The sequence below is a fragment of the Bartonella vinsonii subsp. vinsonii genome (assembly GCF_902825235.1).
GTDB lineage: Bacteria > Pseudomonadota > Alphaproteobacteria > Rhizobiales > Rhizobiaceae > Bartonella > Bartonella vinsonii.
On record NZ_CADEAJ010000002.1, the window covers coordinates 81,693 to 99,181 of the forward strand.

Sequence of the window (17,489 nt, forward strand, 5' to 3'; positions counted from 1 at the left end):
TTTCATTTTCATTAAAGATATGTTTGTGTGAGTGTTAAGATTGATCTTTCAACTTCCGTGAATTGAAAAATGGTAAATTTTTTTGATGAAAAAGCAAGTGCAACGAATGTAGCAGAATTCAGTGTTTCCGAAATAGCAGGGGCTTTGAAGCGCATTGTTGAAGAGAAGTTTGGTTATGTGCGGGTGCGTGGAGAGATATCAGGTTATCGTGGTGCTCATGCTTCAGGGCATGCTTACTTTGCTTTAAAGGATGATAAGGCGCGGTTGGAGGCTGTCATTTGGCGCGGCATTATGGAAAAGCTTAAATTCCCTCCAGAAGAAGGGATGGAAGTGATTGCTGTTGGTAAACTGACAACTTATCCAGGGTCATCGAAATATCAAATTGTTATTGAAGCGCTGGAGCCAACGGGAATTGGGGCTTTGATGACTCTTCTAGAAAATCGCAAGAAAAAGCTTGCGGATGAAGGTTTATTTGACGAAGCCAAAAAGAAACCTTTGCCTTATATGCCCCGAATTATAGGTGTTGTCACATCACCAACAGGCGCTGTTATTCGCGATATTATTCATCGTATATCAGATCGTTTTCCGTTACATATTTTGGTTTGGCCGGTTCGTGTACAGGGGGAAACAAGTGGGAGGGAAGTAGCTGCTGCTGTTGAAGGGTTTAATGCTCTCCCTTTAGAGGGATTTGTGCCAAGACCTGATCTTATTATTGTTGCACGGGGAGGGGGAAGTTTAGAAGATTTGTGGGGATTTAATGATGAAGCCGTTGTTCGTGCTGTTTATGCATCTGCTCTTCCGGTTATCTCTGCTGTTGGGCATGAAACAGATTGGACTTTGGTTGATTATGTTGCTGATTGGCGTGCTCCAACTCCTACGGCAGCAGCAGAAAAAGCTGTTCCTGTCAAGCTTGATCTCGAAGTGTATGTGGCGTCGCTTGGTGCACGTTTGCGTAAGGGACTCGTGCGTTATTTTGATTTTTATCGACAAAAATTGCGTGCTATTATACGGGGGCTTCCGGTTGTTGATCAACTTTTTGCTCTACCACGGCGTGGTTTTGATGAAATTTCAAGTCGATTGCAGCGTGCGCTTTGTGTGAGTTACGATAAAAAACGTTTTTATTTTCATGCACTTGGTATCCGTCTTGCACCGCGTTTGCTCAATACTGAAAAAGCACAACGCAATACAAAAGAATATACTGCGCGTCTTCATCGTGCTTTTATTTGCAATGTAGAAAAACAACGTGCTCGACTAGAGGGCGCGTTTAGACTTTTAAAAAGTACTTCGTATCAAAATATTTTAGAACGTGGATTTGTTTTGGCTTTGGGGCAAGATGATAAGCCCATCAAACGGTTGAGGCAATTTCCCGAAACGGGGCAAATAAACTTACGCTTTTTTGATGGTGAAATTAGCGTTTCAACACATGATCATGCTCTCAACCGATCTTCAAAATCAAAACGGATAAAATCGAAGCAAGATGATCAGGGAACGCTCTTTTAATATGGATAATGGGATGCTTGATGAAGGGCTCCTTATGGGAGAAGATGGAAAAGTTCGTTGTGCGTGGGCAGGAACAGATCCACTTTATTGTGCTTATCATGATCATGAATGGGGAAAACCTGTTTTTGAAGATCGCCGTTTGTTTGAAAAAATTTGTCTTGAAGGTTTTCAGGCAGGGCTTTCTTGGTTCACAATTTTAAAAAAACTCTCTTCTTTTCGAAATGCATTTGATGATTTTGACTTTGAAAAAATTACGCATTACGATGAAAAAAAGGTACAAATATTGATGCAGGATAAAGGCATTGTTCGTCATCAAGGAAAAATTCGGTCGGTGCTTCATAATGCCTTTAGAGCACAGGAAATTATAACAGAGTGGGGGAGTTTGTCCCGTTATTTTTGGTCTTTTCAACCTCCACAATCGGAGCGTTATGAAAAGATAGATTTTCAAACACTGTTGGCTAACCCCATAACACCTGCTTCTCTTCGTCTTTCTAAAGATTTGAAGAAACGCGGCTGGACATTTGTTGGTCCCACAATTTGTTATGCTTTTATGCAGTCTGTAGGGATTGTTAATGATCATCTTGAAGGTTGTTTTTGTCGATAAGTTTGCAAAGCCTCCCTTTGTTTCAAAGAGATAGTTTAAGAAGAAAATAAAAGACTATTCCATAGTCTTTTGATGATTTGCTTGTTGTCTATTGACTCATCATTTCTGGCGTGATGGTATAGTATAGAATGCATTTTAACGGATACAGTGATTTCAGAAAATGTAAATAAAATCAGTGAATTATTTTTCAGGAATAGTTTTTAAAATTTTTATTCCTAAAAATATGATGTGTGCCATCTATATCATTGTTTTTATTAAACTTTGTTTAATGATGTTTGTATGGCGCTTAATAATAATGGCAGTTATTTTATTTATAGTTTTTGATGAAGATAAAGTAGTTTTCAAGTTTTTCGATCTGGAGCTATTATTGTATTGCTCTACTTTTTGAATTTAAGGAAATATATTTATTGAATATAGAGCAATTGAGCATATTTGTATGGTGTTTCATTACCAAATGCTTGTGTTGCGTTTTATTATCTGATAGCTCTCCTTTTTGAGGAGTAATTTTTCTGCGTATGGTTCCAGTTTTTAGGAGGATGTTTAAGCTCGGACGGAGTTGTATCCACTCAATTGCTGAGTTGAATCTCTTAATGTGCCGCTGGAAAGAAGAGTTGCTACGGTATGTTGTTTAGGGCCTTATTTTTAGTGCTTGCACAGTAATGATGGACCTCGAAATTGGAATTTTATAGTCAGTCTGTTTATTCAATCTTTGTTGTTATAAATTTGCCGTGCCATTTGAGAATAATGAATTGATAAAATAACTTTAAAAGGAAAAGTCTATGAACATGAAAAGAAAGATCTTGAAAAGCAGTACTTCTTTTGTTTCTGCTGTTATTGCTCTGGGGATGTTTGTACAACATGTTTCAGCAAAAACACCTGCTGATACTCTCGTGATGGCTTGGAATCTCGATGCAATAAATACATTTGATCCAGCGAAAGTCAATGACGTTTATGGAAATGAAATTGTTCTCAATGTTTGTGATAATTTGGTCAGCACTGCAACAGATGATCCAGCGAAAATTGTTCCTTCTTTGGCAACCCATTGGGATGTTTCAGGTGATGATCACAGTACAGTGCTTACTTTTCATTTACGCGATGGTTTGAAGTTTAATGATGGTCGTTCTGCTCGTGCCAGTGATCTTGTTTGGGGCATGAAACGGATTGTTAAATTAAAAATGGCGAAGGCGGCAACCTTTAATGAATATGGGATTACAGAAAAAAATGTTGATGAGGCTCTGCAAGCGCCGGACGACAAAACGGTGGTGATGAAATTTGATAAGCCTTATCCAGCAGAGCTTATTCTTAACAATGTTGTTGCAGGTCATGCTACTGCTTTGCTTGATCGTGAAACAATCATGAAACATGAGAAAAATGGTGATATGGGAAACCAATATTTGGCCAGTCATGCTGCTTGTGTTGGTCCTTATCAGTTAAGCAGCTGGCGCCCTGGAGAAGCTCTTTTATTGCGTGCAAGTTCCAATTATTGAGGGAAAGCACCTAAATTGAAGAAGATTTTAATTCGCCATGTTGCGGAGCCAGGAACACAACGCTTACTGTTGCAAAAACATGATATTGATGTGGCACGTGATTTGACGCCTGTGGATATCGCAGATCTCCAAGCAAAAACAGATATTAAGGTTGAAAGAGTGTTGGAGCCCTCCATGATGTATTGGGGATTCAATATGACGAACCCTATTTTTGCTAATGAAAAAGTGCGTTTGGCGATGCGCTATCTTGTTGATTATGAAACTCTTGGAAAGACCGTTCTCAAAGGTGATGGTATTGTTCGTGCAAGCTTTATTCCTCTTGGGAACTTTGGAGCTTTGGATGAAAAAGAAGGACAGCCCTTTAAACTTGATCTTCAAAAAGCGAAGCGGCTTTTAACAGAGGCGGGTTATCCGAATGGCTTTGAGGTCAATTTGTTGGTAGGAACATCTCATTATGCTTTGTCCATTGCTCAGACACTCCAAGACAATGCAAAAAAGGTTGGGGTGCATCTTAAAATTGAACGTTTGGCAGGTACGCAGCTGTTTTCAAAACTTTATGCCCGTGCTTTTGATACGATTTTTGTTGGCTGGAATAATGATTCTGCAGATCCTCATTCAATGGCTGCGTACGTTATTTATAATCCTGATAATCGATTTGAGGCTAAAAAAACAGCCTATCCGAGTTGGCAGCATGGATATTTTGATGCAGAGATGAATAAAAAGGTTGAAGATGCATTGTTTGAAAAAGATCCACAGAAGCGGGTACAAATATATGCTGATTTGCAGCGTGAGCTTATGCAAAAAGGACCTTATGCTTTTATCTTTCAGAAATATGCTGTTGTCGCTATGACACCTGATATTAAAAAATGGGTTTGGAATAGCGCACCACGTATTTTTTATAGTGCAATTGAAAAATAAGCGCGTATAAAATATTGTAAAAAACAAAAAGAGCGTGATCATAACGTAAATTATGAAAAAATATCCTCCCGCGTAGAGTCTTTAAAAGCTCTTTAAGCTATGAAACTGTGGGGGGATATGAGTCTATGATTAAGGGCAGTTTATTGGGGATAAGTAATGTTGAATAGTATGAAGTAATATTTCTTGAGATATCTGTTTACTGTGGTATAGTTAGTATGTAGCTCGATTATAGTTTAATGCTTGAAAGAGTATTTTACGGATGTTTGATCAGTGAGAGTTGATGTTTTTATTATGCTGCTCGAGTGATGAAATAAAGAAATCAGAAGTACTTTTTGTAAAAAAGATAAAATAAAATGCAAAAGGAAAGGATAAAATGAGAAAAAAAGCGATGTTGAAAAACTTTTGTATTTTATTAGGCCTTATCGGTTTTTTAAATGGCTCTCTCTCATCGGGTTTAAGTGCATCCTCTAAAGATACATTGATAATGGCATGGAATATTGATTCCATTAGCAGTTTTGATCCAGCGCAAACGGTTGAAGTTGTAACGAGTGAACTCTTGACGAATATTTGCAGTGCGTTAGTGCAATATGATAAGCATGATCCCACAAAAATTCGTCCTGCTATGGCAAAATCTTGGGATGTTTTCGATAATGGGAAAAGAATAGTTTTTCATCTTCGTGATGATTTAAAGTTTGATGATGGAAGGGCTGCAACAGCACAAGATCTCGTGTGGTCAATGCAACGAATTGTGAGATTAGGATTGAACTATGCGCAATCTTTGATGGATTATGGATTTACGAAAGACAATATCGAAACAAATATTCAGGCTCTTGATGATAAAACGTTACAATTAAAATTGGATAAGCCTTATCCTGTCCAACTTATAATGACAGTGATTGGGCAATCTTATGCTTCTGCTTTGCTTGATCGGCAAACAATTGAAGCAAAGAGCGTTGATGGGGATATGGGGAATAAATATCTGGCTACCCATTCGGCTTGTGTTGGACCTTATAAATTGGCACGCTGGTCTCCAGGAGAAAAAGTTGTCTTGCACGCTACCCAACATTATTGGGGAGGGGTGCCTAAAATTAAGCGGATTTTTGTGCAGCATGTTGCTGAATCAGCCAGTCAGAGACTTCTTTTGGAAAAAGGTGATGTGGATATCGCACGTGATCTTTCTTCAGAGGATGTTTTGGATATTGAAAGACGGGGGGGACCTGTCAAAATTAGCCGTGTGTTGCGACCACAGATTATTTATCTCTCTTTGAATAATAAAAAGGCAATTTTTGCTCAGGAAAAAGTCAGATTGGCGTTGCGTTATTTGATTGATTACGAAAGTCTTGGCAACACTGTTTTAAAGGGTATAGGAATTCCACGTGCGACTTATATGTCGTTAGGAATCCCAGGCGCTTTGGATGAAAAAGAGGGATTGCCGTTTAAGCTAGATTTAAAAAAGGCAAAACAGTTGATCAGTGAGGCGGGTTATCCTGATGGTTTTAAAGCTAATCTTTTAGTTGGTAGTCTTAGTTATATGTCATCTGTTGCGCAGTCTATTCAAGCCAATGCGCGCAAAATTGGTGTTGAGCTTACAATTGAAAAAATGGCACAAAATCAATTGTTGAATCGTGTGCGTGGTGGAAATTATGATACTGCTCTTATGGGGTGGGGGAGTGCTGATCCTGATGGGCATCCTGCTTCATTAAATCATGTTTTTAATCCTGATCCAACATTTACAAAAAAGCACAATATGTATTTGGCTTGGCGTGCTGGATATTATGATGAAAATATCAATAAAATGGTGATGGATGCTTTGTTTGAACAAGATCAAAAAAAGCGTATTTCACAATATCGTGCTTTACAGCATTATGTGTTTGAACATGGACCTATGGTTTATTTGTTTCAGACATATTATACCGTCGGTATGAGCGCTGCAGTAAAAAAATGGGTTTGGAATAGTTTTAGACTCTACTACAATGATGCAGAAAAATAGAGCCGAGCATGTTCATGTAGAGCATGTTTTATGAGGATTTTCTTAATTATATAAAAAGGTGTTAGCTTTATGTTTGGTCGCTATGGAGGGGGATATTATAATGGTTTTGCCATTTCCAGAATCTGAAAGAGCAGTATCACAAAAGCAGAAAAGAATGTTTGTATGGGACTTTTTTTTCAAGGGATTAAAATTGCTTCTTTCCGTTTTTATCACATTGCTTGGTTTAGTGACGATCACTTTTTTTATTGGTCATTTGCTCCCTTTAGATCCTGTCCTTGCTATTCTTGGTGATAATATCAGTCAAGAAGCTTATGATGCAATGTTTTATAAGTTGGGTCTTGATAAGCCATTGATTGTTCAATACTGGAATTATCTTCACAAGATATTTTTGTTTGACTTTGGAGATGCTTTAACTTCAGGGCGTCCTGTCTTGAAAGATATTATGCGCGTCTTTCCTGCAACGTTAGAGCTTTCCACAGTTGCTATTATTATTGGTACGAGTCTTGGTATTCCGTTTGGTGTTTTTGCCGCGATGTATCGTGATTCATTTATTGATTATTTTGTCCGTACTTTTACACTTCTCAGCTATTCTACTCCGACTTTCTGGCTTGGACTAATGGCGTTATTGGTATTTTATGCCAAGCTTAGCTGGATTGGTGGTCCAGGACGTATTGATTTTATTTATGAATATTCTTTTGAACCCAAAACAGGATTTTTTCTTTGGGATACTGCTCGTCAGGGTCAGTGGGAGGCTTTTGGAAATGTCTTCAGTCACATCATTATGCCTGCTTTAATTTTAGCATTTGGTGCTATGGCTTATATTAGTCGTATGACTCGTGGGTTTATGATTGAACAACTCAATCAGGAATATATCATTACGGCGCGTGTGAAGGGATTATCGTTAGCGCGAACGGTTTGGGGGCATGCTTTTCGTAATGCTGCTGTTCAGATTATCACTGTGGTTGCGCTGTCTTATGCTTTTTTATTAGAAGGTGCTGTATTAACAGAAACGGTTTTTGCTTGGCCTGGTTTTGGGCATTACTTGACAAATGCTCTTTTGGCTGGAGATATGAATGCAGTTGTTGGATGTACTCTACTTGTAGGTTTTTTCTTTGTTATCATTAATTTATTTTCTGATTTGCTTTATCGAATCTTTGATCCAAGGACACGTTGAATATGACAATAATGAATCATCATAAATCGCAATCGTCATTTTCTTTGGGCGGTTGGTTAAATGAAGCTGTTCCGCGATCAATGTTTCAAGCTAATGTGCAAAGATTTTTTCACGCATTCATAAAGTTTTCGCATAATTTTTCGGCAGTAGTCGGACTGATGATTATTCTTGTTATTGTCTTGTGTGCACTTTTTGCGCCTTGGATTGCTACCAATGATTTTGTGAGTAATGACTTAGCACATCGATTGCAGCCACCCTCTATGTTGCATTATTTTGGGACAGATGAGTTAGGGCGTGATATTTTTAGTCGTCTCATTTTTGGTGCACGTATTACTCTTTATATTGTTTTTCTCACTACAATTATTGTGGGACCAATAGGACTCATTGTTGGAACTGTTTCTGGCTATATAGGAGGATGGGTTGATACTGTATTCATGCGCATTGTTGATATTTTTCTCGCTTTTCCAAGTTTGATTTTGGCTCTTGCTTTTTCAGCAGCATTGGGACCAGGTATTGAAAATGCATCTATTGCAATTTCAATTGCAGCGTGGCCGCCAATAGCGCGTTTAGCGCGTGCTGAAACTTTAACGATACGCTCTTCTGATTATGTTTCTGCTGTTCGCTTGCAGGGAGCTTCTACTTTGCGAATTATTTTGTTTCATGTTGCACCAATGTGTATTCCTTCAGTGATTGTCCGGTTAACGTTAGATATGTCTGGAATTATTTTAACGGCTGCTGGTCTCGGCTTTTTGGGGCTAGGAGCTCAACTTCCAAGTCCTGAATGGGGTGCAATGCTCTCATCTGGGCGTGAATTTATGATGACAAATTGGTGGTTAGCGGCAATACCAGGTTGTGCAATATTGTTAGCAAGCCTTGCTTTCAATCTTTTGGGTGATGGGCTTCGTGATTTATTGGATCCACGTAATGGCTAAAAAATTATTAGAGATAGAAGATTTACGTATTTCTTTTCCTACGACACTCGGTCTTTCAGAAGTTGTGCGTGGTGTTAGTTTTTCTGTGGGAAGGGAAAAAATTGGCATTGTTGGCGAATCTGGGTCTGGAAAATCAATGACTGGGCGCGCAATACTCAAGTTGAGTCCAAGAGCAGCAATTGTCAAAGCTAAAAAAATGCGCTTTGATGGTATCGATTTATTGCGTGCAAGTGAACCTCAGATGCGAACTATTCGGGGTAAGCGTATTTCAATGATTTTACAGGATCCGAAATATTCACTTAATCCGTTAATACGGATTGGGCAGCAAATTATGGAGGCTTACCGTATTCATTACCGTGTTTCAAAAGCTGATGCACGGAAAAAGACAATTTCTATGTTGGAATCTGTTCATATTCGTGATCCTGAACATGTGATGCGTCTTTTTCCTCATGAAATATCAGGTGGTATGGGACAGCGTGTAATGATTGCTATGATGCTTATTCCTAAACCTGATCTCATTATTGCAGATGAGCCAACTTCTGCACTTGATATTACAGTAAGGCGTCAAGTCTTATCAGTGCTGGATGAACTTGTGACTAAATCTGGAACGGGACTTATTTTTATTAGTCATGATTTGAATATGATTGCTGATTTTTGTGATCGTGTTTTGGTTATGTATGCGGGGCGTGTGTTAGAAGAATTGCCTGCGCGTGATTTGTCTCGCGCTTGTCATCCTTATACTAAAGCTCTGCTAGCAAGTTTGCCACGGCTTGATAATCCTGTTGATGTCTTGGCTGTTCCTGAACGTGATCCTGATTGGTTGCATAATCCTACAATTGTTAATGGTGTTGAAGGAGTTGCTCCATGACCCATTGTGCGAATATACTTGATGTGTCTAATTTATCTGTAACCTTTGGGCATAGACATAAGTCCGTAACGGTTGTTAAAAATGTTAATTTTCATATTAAGCGTGGTGAAGCTTATGGGTTGATTGGTGAGTCAGGATGTGGAAAATCAACTATTTTGAATACATTGGTTGGACTTATTTCAGACTATAGTGGGCGTTTTATTTTTGATGGAAAAGAGGTAGAAAAAAAAAGGAATAAGGAGTCTCTACGCCGAATTCAAATGGTATTTCAAGATCCTTATGCTTCGCTGCATCCAAGAAAAATGGTTCATACTGTTCTTTCTGAATCTCTCAAAATCCATGGTATGGATAATCCAAGAGAGCGAGTACGTGATGCTTTAAATTCTGTTGGTTTAAATTCGTCATTTCTTTATCGTTATCCGCATGAATTATCTGGAGGACAACGTCAACGTATTGCTCTTGCGCGTGCTTTGATTATTGAACCAGAGGTTTTGCTGCTTGATGAGCCGACATCTGCTTTGGATGTATCGGTACAGGCCGAAATTTTAAACTTATTGAAATCATTACGAGAGGAAAAAAAGCTCACTTATTTGATGGTATCCCATGATCTTGCTGTTGTTGCACACATCTGTGAACGTGTTGGGATTATGCATAAAGGGGTTATTCTTGAAGAGCTTAGCAATGATGATTTGCGTAATTTGCACGCACAACATCACTATACAAAGATGTTTTTTGAAGCAAGTATTGAACCTATTATTCATTAGAGAAGAAAGAGTATGAGAGCTTCTACAGAAGAGAAAATACATTGCTTTCTATTTTAGTTTCTGGAGATGTTCTATATCGTTGTTGGAATATAGGTTTTTGTATTCTGTTCTTATATTATAGGATTTTTATCAGTGATAAATTTTCTGAGAGAGTTTTCGCTATATATTTTGATACTCTGAGGTGTAGCGTGTTGTAAGACATACAGATGACTTATAGCCTGTATGATTTTTCTGATATGATGGCACTGTTTTTTCTTATAAATTTCTATTCATAAACTTTTATTGTATTAAAATAAGTATTTATCATAATAAATAACAATTTATATTTATTAAATATATTTTTTATAAAATTATAAGGTCATTATTATAGTATAAATTTATTTTCTCTTTATTAAAAATTGATATTTTATTTATCAAGTAAGGAAAAGTTTTTTGAAAAAGAAACTTATTAATCATTGTATTAATGATTAATAACAGTTGTTAAAATATGCTGGCTGAGTTCACATTTTAAAAGTGAGAAGAGCTTTTTAAAAGAAAGAAAAATAAGTTTTATAAACAAAGGGCAGCACATTGTGCTGCCCTTTGTGATAAAGAAATAACAAGAGGTTTGTTGTTACAGTCTTACTTTAAAACTGATAACGTATTCCTTCGGAAAAACTTGCTCCAGATATACCGGTTTTTTTGAAGCTTTTGTTGATAATTGACATCACCATGAAGAGAGAAATTATGGGAGAGTTGCGCATTAATGCCAACGCTGCCTTCAATTGCAGTTCCCATAGGATCAAGGTCAAGGTCTCTGCCAATCTGGATGGTACCATCATCACCAAATGTTTTGAGTAAGTTGACTTTTCCATAGAAAGACATCGGACGGTTGTTTTCAGTGGAAAGGGTTTTGGTCAAACATCCGCCAACACGGATCATCCATTGATGAGGGTTGTTCATATCAATGGTGAAATTATTGACATCGGTGATGGTGTCAAACATCAAATGTTGATAGGCAAGCTGTGCTTGTGGTTCAAATGTTAAACCTTCCGTTCCGGTGGCAAATTGTTTGCCAACAGTGGTGGAAATACTCAACATCTTGGCATTTTTCAATTTTGCTGTTTTGCCTTTTAACTCGATCATGCTGTCTGTGTCATCAGCTTTTGCCCCACAGTGCCCATGTCATACGTTATGAAAGCAGCATCTATGACATCAATTTGTCCACCTTTTTCTGCTAATAATGCAGCTTTTTTCCCAATTATGGTTTTTCCTGTCATTGTGATCTTAGATTCTGAATCCTCTGCATGGAGTCCATTGCTATCAGATGAGGAAAATGTCGTATTGTCTTCTAAAATAATGGTGCCGCCGTTTTGAACATATACCCCATCAGTTTTCCCCTCAAACGATCCTCGAAAGGTTGTTATTGTGGAATCATTATCTGCAAATATGCTTGTTTCTGCTTGTGTGATGGTTACATTGTTTAAAGTCACAATGCTTTTGTCGGCACTTATCCCCTTATCCATCAAGGACTCATCTTTACCGCTCGATATTTTCATATTTTCCAGCGTGTTCATACCATTCTTGCTAGAACTGAAAGAAGCATCAATTTCAGAAGCCGTAATGGAGCCACCAGTCATGTTGATTATGCCGCCATTTTGGGTCTCAAGTCCTTTTTTGAATTTTTCAATGGTTGTTGTGTCCTTTAAATTAATTTCACTACCAGAATTATTCGACCCTACAGCAGTGGTGTTTTTTCGGGATCAGAAGAAGTTATTTTTTAAACCTTGGCCGTTGATTTTTCTACCGTTTGTTGCCTTAATTGCATCATAGAATTATAGGATTTTCCAGATTCATTTTTTACTTCTCCACTATCAGCATTAAGAATTTCGGCATATGCGTTGAAATGAATGCCAAGCAGTATGACAGCTATAGCAGCTGTACAGAATAAAAGAGATTTATTATACATTGATATTTTCCTTACTTATAATCCCCATACATTTTTCCCTCCGCTTACAAAAAGGATATCAAATGAATGCTTATCTTCGTATGACATAGATTGTTTTAATTTTTATGTCAAAGTATAATAATAACTTTATATTAAAATATAGAATGTTTTATTTAACTTTATAATTTATTATATTTTGATTAATATTGATTCTATATTTAAAATATGAATTAAATTATTTTATAATATTTATTATTATTGTGATATTTTTATTAATGGGAGGTATCTTTTTGTATTAATCTTCATTTAGCTAAAATTAAGAGAGAAAATAATTAGTGAACATAACGGTATTTGCGTGACTGTAACCGTGCAAATGAAAGATTTTTGATGTTGCCATTTCAAAATCAGATGGGAAAAGATTTTTGAAGAATTCTTACAAAAATATCAGGAGGTTTAAAGTGATCTTTGCCCCCCTTTGAGAGCCTCTTGAAAATTCTTTGAAAAAACAAATTAATATAATATTTCGTATTAAAATGTACAAAGCCTAATGACAAACTCTATACAGCCGACAAGCTACAAAAAACTTTTTGAAAAATAAAATGGTAGCGGAGGAGGGATTTGAACCCCCGACACAAGGATTATGATTCCTCTGCTCTAACCTACTGAGCTACTCCGCCAAATCTGCAACTCATTTCACTTTTGCGGATATAAGAGGTAGAATAGTAAGATGTCAAGCATCGTTTTTAAGCTTTTCTCTTGTCATTCTATTTCATCCCCGATATGGAATGAAGAGAAATATATTTTTTTATTGATGGGCAGGGGTAAAGCATAAAAATGGTGCCACGTGTAGCGGTTTTAGGATGCGGTCATTGGGGTGGGAATCATATACGAACACTCCAACAACTTGGGGCTTTAGCAGCAGTTTCTGATATGAATGTGGAGCGTGCTGAAAGCTTTGCTTGCATGTATGGGGTTGAAGCCATTGCGCCTGAAGATCTTTTTATTCGTAAAGATATTGATGCATTGGTTCTGGCTTTGCCTCCACAATTTCATACAGAAAATGCCCTGTGTGCTCTCAAAAATGGTAAGGATGTTCTGGTTGAAAAACCAATTGCATTAAATGTAGCAGATGCTGAACATCAAGTCCAAGTTGCTGGTGAATATGAGCGAATTTTTATGGTTGGCCATATTTTACGGTTTCACCCTGCTTTTGAAAAAATGTGTGAATTGATAGCAAAGGAAGAATTGGGAGATATCCGTTATATTTATTCTCACCGGTTAGGTTTTGGAAAATTTCATACACAAAGTGATGCCTTATGGGATCTTGCTCCTCATGATCTCTCAATGATTTTGGCTTTGACAGGATGTGAACCTTCTGAGGTTCGTGGCGAGGGGACTGGTGTCATTGATCAGCATTCTGACTTTGCTCATATTCATATGACTTTTCCAAATGGTATAGGGAGTCATCTTTTTACTTCACGTTTTAGTCCCTATCGTGAAAGGCGCTTAACGGTTGTTGGCACAAAAGCTATGCTCGTTTTTGATGATATGGAACCATGGAACCGTAAATTAGCCTTGCACCCTTTTGCTGTTTGGAAAGAGAATCAAGAGTGGGCTTTTAGCACTGATGCGTTGAATTACATTGATGTTTGTGAAGGCTTGCCACTTACTTGCGAATTGCAACATTTCCTTGATTGTGTTGAAACGCGTCAATTGCCTCGCACAAATGGCGATGATGCTATTGCTGTTTTACGGATTTTAACTGCTGCTAGTGTCAATTCTTGTTAAAGAAAGTATCAATTCTTATTAAAATAGAAGAGAAGTAATGCTCGTACATTATTGTGATGATCAATGGAGTTAATATGCAATTCATCGACCTTGGAGCGCAACGTGTGCGCATTGAAGATAAAATTAATTCTGCAATTGCGCATGTGGTCGCTAGTGGACAGTATATTTTAGGGCCAAAAGTCACAGAGTTTGAAGAGCGATTAGCAGATTATCTTGGGGTTAAACATGTGGTTGCATGCGCTAATGGAACCGATGCATTGAAAATGCCTCTTATGGCTCATAATATCGGTCTAGGGGATGCTGTTTTTTGTCCTAGTTTCACGTTTTCCGCAACCGCTGAAGTTGTTGCTTTAGTCGGAGCAGAGCCTGTTTTTGTGGATGTTTTGCCTGATACATTCAATATGGATGTTGAAAAACTTTGTGAAGCAATCAAAATGATTAAAGAAGAGGGGCGCCTTCAACCAAAGGCAATTATTGCTGTTGATTTATTTGGGCTTCCTGCTGATTATGCGCAAATTGCTAAAGTCGCGGTAAAGGAAAATCTTTTTGTTATTGAAGATGCTGCTCAATCGATGGGGGGAAGAAGCGATAATATTATGTGCGGAGCTTTTGGTAATGTTGCCGCGACAAGCTTTTATCCTGCAAAACCATTGGGGTGTTATGGCGATGGAGGCGCTATGATGACCAATGATGATAACTTGGCAGCACTTTTACGTTCTATTTTGTTTCATGGTAAAGGTGAAACGCAATATGATAATGTGCGTATCGGTATGAATTCACGTCTGGATACTCTTCAGGCTGCAATTTTGCTAGAAAAACTTGAGATCTTTGAAGATGAGATGGAAAGGCGAGTGGCAATTGCTCGACGTTATTCCGAGGGGTTAAGAGATATTGTCACAGTTCCAGAAGTGGGAGAAAATGTGCGGTGTGCCTATGCACAATATACGATTAAGGTGGAAGAACGTGATAAATTGAAGGACTATTTACAGAAAGAATCTATTCCTACAATGGTTTATTATAAAACTCCATTGCACCAACAGCCCGCTTATAAACACTTTTCTTCTGTAAAAAATTCTCTTTCTGTTTCAGAGTCTTTAGGGAATTGCGTTTTAAGTTTACCGATGCATCCTTATTTAACGCAAACTGATCAGGATATGGTTATCCAGAAAATAAGAGATTTTTATTATTCTTGAGAGGATATTTTATTTTTAAAGGTCGTTTAAGAGTGGGTTTTGGTTTTGTCCCATCTTGAAAAGTATTTTTGATTTGTAATTAAAAAAAAGTCAGAATGAGTAGCTCTTTTGCTAAGAGAATAGCTTACCTCTCTGTATGAAACCATTAGTGTTTATCATTCTCGATCTTCACTTAAGGAGTTTTAAAAGACAATTTAAAGAGGTGTTTTTTTGCTGGAGGCTATTTTTTTCTGAATATGTGAGGCTAGGTCATTTTTACTTTTAGAATTTTGGGTCAATATGTTGATGGGAGATGATTCACCCTCTTGTAATGCTATTTGAGCAGCTAATGTTGCTGCTAATTCCTTTGTTTCTTCACGCAATTCATTTAGGAGTTTTTGGTTCTTTGTGCTGTCAAGTTCGTTGGTTTGAATTTTTTCTAAACATTTCTGATAATGTGCAATTTTTTCATGCATAGTTTTTAGTTCCATTATAAAAGTATTTGTTGCATCAGAATTTTGTTCGATTGCGGATGCTTTTTGGGGGGAGGAAGAGGGGGCTTGTGTGGAAAGACATAATCGATAAAGCTGCTCTGTTAGTTGGCTAAGCTGCATTTTTTGTTGAGCATATTTTTTTTGCAAAGAATCGTATTTTTGTTCGTTGTGTACTTGTTCCACAGCATGTTGTGCACGAAGAAAATCGTAGTTTGCTTGCATCTCAGTGTGTGATAACGGGATTTGTGCAGAAACATATTTCTGCGCAAAATGAATAGCTCTGCGCCAAATAAGAGGAGCAAAAAGCACGAGTAACCAAGAGGTAAAAGCGACACCAAAAATAAAAAAAAGAAACGATTGGATAAGCATAAAACCTCTTTATTAGTAAAAGTTCGTTTAAAACGGGTTCCATGTTGGTTTGGGCGTTAATTTTAAATATCCCACATTAATGCCAAGACGTGCGCCAATTCCTGTACGTACTGGAACTAATAAAACATTGTGGCGTTTAAGAACATGAAAGCCAACACCTGCAATTAAATAGGCCGAACCTGAAATACCGCCATAGCGTCCCCATAAATTATTTATAGTATTAAGATTGTAAACTAATATCATTAAACGAGAACCTTGTCCGCCAAGATCCCATCCCACAGAGGGACCTTGCCAAAAAACTTTATGTTGACCATAGTTTTTGGTAAAAAGTTTTCCTTCACCATAGGTTAAGCCAGCAAAAAAAGCACCAGAAGCTTCTTCCCCTAATATATAGGCATTGGGATAACCGTATTGTGAAAAGATATTTTGAATTGCTACAGCTATACTGCTGGCAGTTTTTCCAAAAAAAGTATGACCGGAATCGATAATTTCTTGCAGCGAATAATGGGGTTCATTTCGTTCTATTGGTCGGAGTTGAGCATTTGCAGTGTTTATGATGACGAATAAAAGGAAGATGATAGATACAATATTTTTGTTCCAGCGCATGAGAAGAGAGAGATTCATAGAGTTTTTCCCTTTTATTAGTTACAAACAAAAAGATAATATTAGGATTTTTATTCTATTCAAATAAAAAATAAGATATAAATTTGTTTCAATTCTTGAATTTGTTTCTGAAAAAAATGATCCTGATTGTTAAAGTTCCTTGTATATATGCATTGGATGTTAAGAGTTTTTCTTTAAAATGAAGTTTATTTTTAAATCTAGGAGTTCTCAATAATTATGACGTTAGCTGTTTCTTTGAAGCCTACCGATCTTGCTGCTTTGCTCTGTAGTCGTATTTGCCATGATTTGATTTCACCTGTTGGCGCTATTCAAAATGCGATGGAGCTCTATGATGAAGGAGGAGCTGAAGAAGATGCTTTGCAATTGGTGCGTTTGTCTGTTTCAAGCGCTTCTGCACGTCTACAATTTGCGCGATTGGCTTTTGGTTTTGCAGGAGCAAGTGGGGGACAAATAGATACACGTTCTGCTGAGCAAGTCGCACAACAATATATGAAGGAAGAAAAAGCAATTTTAAAATGGAAGGCACCTTCTCTGCTTTTACCAAAAAATGATGTTAAGCTTTTGCTTAATTTATTATTGATTGCAAATGCAACAGTTTCTCGTGAAGGAGAAATCGTTGTTATGATTTTGCAGGATGAAAAGAAGCTTTCTTTTCGATTTGAGATTTCCGGTAAAATTTTACGTATTCCGTCTCATTTTATTGCGTTATATAAAGGAGACATTCAAGAAGAATTTGTTGATGCTCATGCCATCCAATTTTATTACACACTGCTTCTTGCTGAGATAACAGATATGCAAATAAATATCGAGGAAACAGAAGGCTGTATTATTTTGGAAAGTGTAAAAGAGAAGCACTAATGCTCTCCCTTTAGGGGGAG

Annotated in this window: 14 protein-coding genes, 1 tRNA gene and 2 pseudogenes; 11 read left to right on the top strand and 6 right to left on the bottom strand. The window is 37.4% G+C overall.

Annotation, left to right across the window (positions count from 1 at the left end):
* Positions 1-69: 69 nt before the first annotated feature.
* The 8 genes and pseudogenes from xseA (at position 70) to J7R12_RS02900 (ending at position 10,237) form a co-directional block, all read left to right on the top strand.
* Positions 70-1,500, top strand: a complete 1,431-nt coding sequence (gene xseA, locus J7R12_RS02865; RefSeq protein WP_126603656.1) for an exodeoxyribonuclease VII large subunit — start codon at positions 70-72, stop codon at positions 1,498-1,500.
* On the top strand, positions 1,478-2,104 hold the full coding sequence (locus J7R12_RS02870; protein ID WP_126603655.1) for a DNA-3-methyladenine glycosylase I: 627 nt from the start codon (positions 1,478-1,480) through the stop codon (positions 2,102-2,104). The genes xseA and J7R12_RS02870 overlap by 23 nt, the downstream gene beginning before the upstream one ends.
* A gap of 779 nt (positions 2,105-2,883) precedes the next feature.
* Positions 2,884-4,509, top strand: a pseudogene (locus tag J7R12_RS02875) (ABC transporter substrate-binding protein).
* A gap of 373 nt (positions 4,510-4,882) precedes the next feature.
* Positions 4,883-6,499: an ABC transporter substrate-binding protein gene (locus tag J7R12_RS02880; protein ID WP_126603653.1), complete on the top strand. Its 1,617-nt coding sequence runs from the start codon at positions 4,883-4,885 to the stop codon at positions 6,497-6,499.
* 100 nt (positions 6,500-6,599) lie between these two features.
* Positions 6,600-7,673, top strand: a complete 1,074-nt coding sequence (locus J7R12_RS02885) for an ABC transporter permease (protein ID WP_126603652.1) — start codon at positions 6,600-6,602, stop codon at positions 7,671-7,673.
* 2 nt (positions 7,674-7,675) lie between these two features.
* Positions 7,676-8,605, top strand: coding sequence for an ABC transporter permease (locus J7R12_RS02890; protein ID WP_126603651.1), 930 nt, complete (start codon positions 7,676-7,678; stop codon positions 8,603-8,605).
* A complete protein-coding gene (locus J7R12_RS02895) occupies positions 8,598-9,473 on the top strand; it encodes an ABC transporter ATP-binding protein (protein ID WP_126603650.1) in 876 nt (291 codons plus the stop codon). Before J7R12_RS02890 ends, J7R12_RS02895 begins: the two co-directional genes overlap by 8 nt.
* The gene (locus tag J7R12_RS02900; RefSeq protein ID WP_126603649.1) at positions 9,470-10,237 is read left to right on the top strand and encodes an ABC transporter ATP-binding protein; all 768 of its coding nucleotides are present in this window, start codon (positions 9,470-9,472) and stop codon (positions 10,235-10,237) included. Before J7R12_RS02895 ends, J7R12_RS02900 begins: the two co-directional genes overlap by 4 nt.
* A 626-nt stretch (positions 10,238-10,863) precedes the next feature.
* Here the strand turns inward: J7R12_RS02900 and J7R12_RS02905 are convergent.
* The 4 genes and pseudogenes from J7R12_RS02905 to J7R12_RS02920 all read right to left on the bottom strand — a co-directional run.
* Positions 10,864-11,347: pseudogene (locus tag J7R12_RS02905) on the bottom strand (autotransporter outer membrane beta-barrel domain-containing protein); the annotation flags it as partial.
* A gap of 11 nt (positions 11,348-11,358) precedes the next feature.
* Complete coding sequence (locus tag J7R12_RS02910) at positions 11,359-11,856, bottom strand: hypothetical protein (protein WP_126603648.1); 498 nt, start codon at positions 11,854-11,856, stop codon at positions 11,359-11,361.
* A 140-nt stretch (positions 11,857-11,996) separates the two neighbouring features.
* A complete protein-coding gene (locus tag J7R12_RS02915) occupies positions 11,997-12,185 on the bottom strand; it encodes a hypothetical protein (protein WP_126603647.1) in 189 nt (62 codons plus the stop codon).
* 579 nt (positions 12,186-12,764) lie between these two features.
* Positions 12,765-12,841 (bottom strand) — tRNA-Met (locus J7R12_RS02920).
* A 157-nt stretch (positions 12,842-12,998) separates the two neighbouring features.
* On the opposite strand from J7R12_RS02920, the gene J7R12_RS02925 reads away from it, so the two are divergent.
* Together J7R12_RS02925 and J7R12_RS02930 are read left to right on the top strand one after the other, a co-directional pair.
* Complete coding sequence (locus J7R12_RS02925; RefSeq protein WP_126603646.1) at positions 12,999-13,952, top strand: Gfo/Idh/MocA family protein; 954 nt, start codon at positions 12,999-13,001, stop codon at positions 13,950-13,952.
* Positions 13,953-14,026: 74 nt separating this feature from the next.
* The gene (locus tag J7R12_RS02930) at positions 14,027-15,145 is read left to right on the top strand and encodes a DegT/DnrJ/EryC1/StrS family aminotransferase (RefSeq protein ID WP_126603645.1); all 1,119 of its coding nucleotides are present in this window, start codon (positions 14,027-14,029) and stop codon (positions 15,143-15,145) included.
* Positions 15,146-15,339: 194 nt separating this feature from the next.
* Here the strand turns inward: J7R12_RS02930 and J7R12_RS02935 are convergent, their stop codons facing one another.
* Together J7R12_RS02935 and J7R12_RS02940 are read right to left on the bottom strand one after the other, a co-directional pair.
* On the bottom strand, positions 15,340-15,987 hold the full coding sequence (locus J7R12_RS02935) for a hypothetical protein (protein WP_126603644.1): 648 nt from the start codon (positions 15,985-15,987) through the stop codon (positions 15,340-15,342).
* Between the two features lie 27 nt (positions 15,988-16,014).
* Positions 16,015-16,611 carry a DUF1134 domain-containing protein gene (locus tag J7R12_RS02940; protein WP_126603643.1) on the bottom strand — a complete coding sequence of 199 codons (597 nt, stop codon included), beginning with the start codon at positions 16,609-16,611 and terminating at the stop codon, positions 16,015-16,017.
* A gap of 216 nt (positions 16,612-16,827) precedes the next feature.
* Here J7R12_RS02940 and chpT point away from each other — a divergent pair, with 216 nt between their 5' ends.
* Positions 16,828-17,469, top strand: coding sequence for a histidine phosphotransferase ChpT (gene chpT / locus J7R12_RS02945; RefSeq protein ID WP_126603642.1), 642 nt, complete (start codon positions 16,828-16,830; stop codon positions 17,467-17,469).
* Positions 17,470-17,489 lie beyond the last annotated feature (20 nt).

Excerpts from the sequence above, each read along its gene's own strand:
- J7R12_RS02935 (WP_126603644.1), bottom strand. The coding sequence starts at position 15,987 with ATGCTTATCCAATCGTTTCTTTTTTTTATTTTTGGTGTCGCTTTTACC.
- J7R12_RS02885 (WP_126603652.1), top strand. The coding sequence starts at position 6,600 with ATGGTTTTGCCATTTCCAGAATCTGAAAGAGCAGTATCACAAAAGCAG.
- J7R12_RS02930 (WP_126603645.1), top strand. The coding sequence starts at position 14,027 with ATGCAATTCATCGACCTTGGAGCGCAACGTGTGCGCATTGAAGATAAA.
- J7R12_RS02895 (WP_126603650.1), top strand. The coding sequence starts at position 8,598 with ATGGCTAAAAAATTATTAGAGATAGAAGATTTACGTATTTCTTTTCCT.
- J7R12_RS02940 (WP_126603643.1), bottom strand. The coding sequence starts at position 16,611 with ATGAATCTCTCTCTTCTCATGCGCTGGAACAAAAATATTGTATCTATC.
- J7R12_RS02925 (WP_126603646.1), top strand. The coding sequence starts at position 12,999 with ATGGTGCCACGTGTAGCGGTTTTAGGATGCGGTCATTGGGGTGGGAAT.
- J7R12_RS02910 (WP_126603648.1), bottom strand. The coding sequence starts at position 11,856 with ATGACTGGTGGCTCCATTACGGCTTCTGAAATTGATGCTTCTTTCAGT.
- J7R12_RS02890 (WP_126603651.1), top strand. The coding sequence starts at position 7,676 with ATGACAATAATGAATCATCATAAATCGCAATCGTCATTTTCTTTGGGC.
- J7R12_RS02870 (WP_126603655.1), top strand. The coding sequence starts at position 1,478 with ATGATCAGGGAACGCTCTTTTAATATGGATAATGGGATGCTTGATGAA.
- chpT (WP_126603642.1), top strand. The coding sequence starts at position 16,828 with ATGACGTTAGCTGTTTCTTTGAAGCCTACCGATCTTGCTGCTTTGCTC.
- J7R12_RS02880 (WP_126603653.1), top strand. The coding sequence starts at position 4,883 with ATGAGAAAAAAAGCGATGTTGAAAAACTTTTGTATTTTATTAGGCCTT.
- J7R12_RS02900 (WP_126603649.1), top strand. The coding sequence starts at position 9,470 with ATGACCCATTGTGCGAATATACTTGATGTGTCTAATTTATCTGTAACC.
- J7R12_RS02915 (WP_126603647.1), bottom strand. The coding sequence starts at position 12,185 with ATGTATAATAAATCTCTTTTATTCTGTACAGCTGCTATAGCTGTCATA.
- xseA (WP_126603656.1), top strand. The coding sequence starts at position 70 with ATGGTAAATTTTTTTGATGAAAAAGCAAGTGCAACGAATGTAGCAGAA.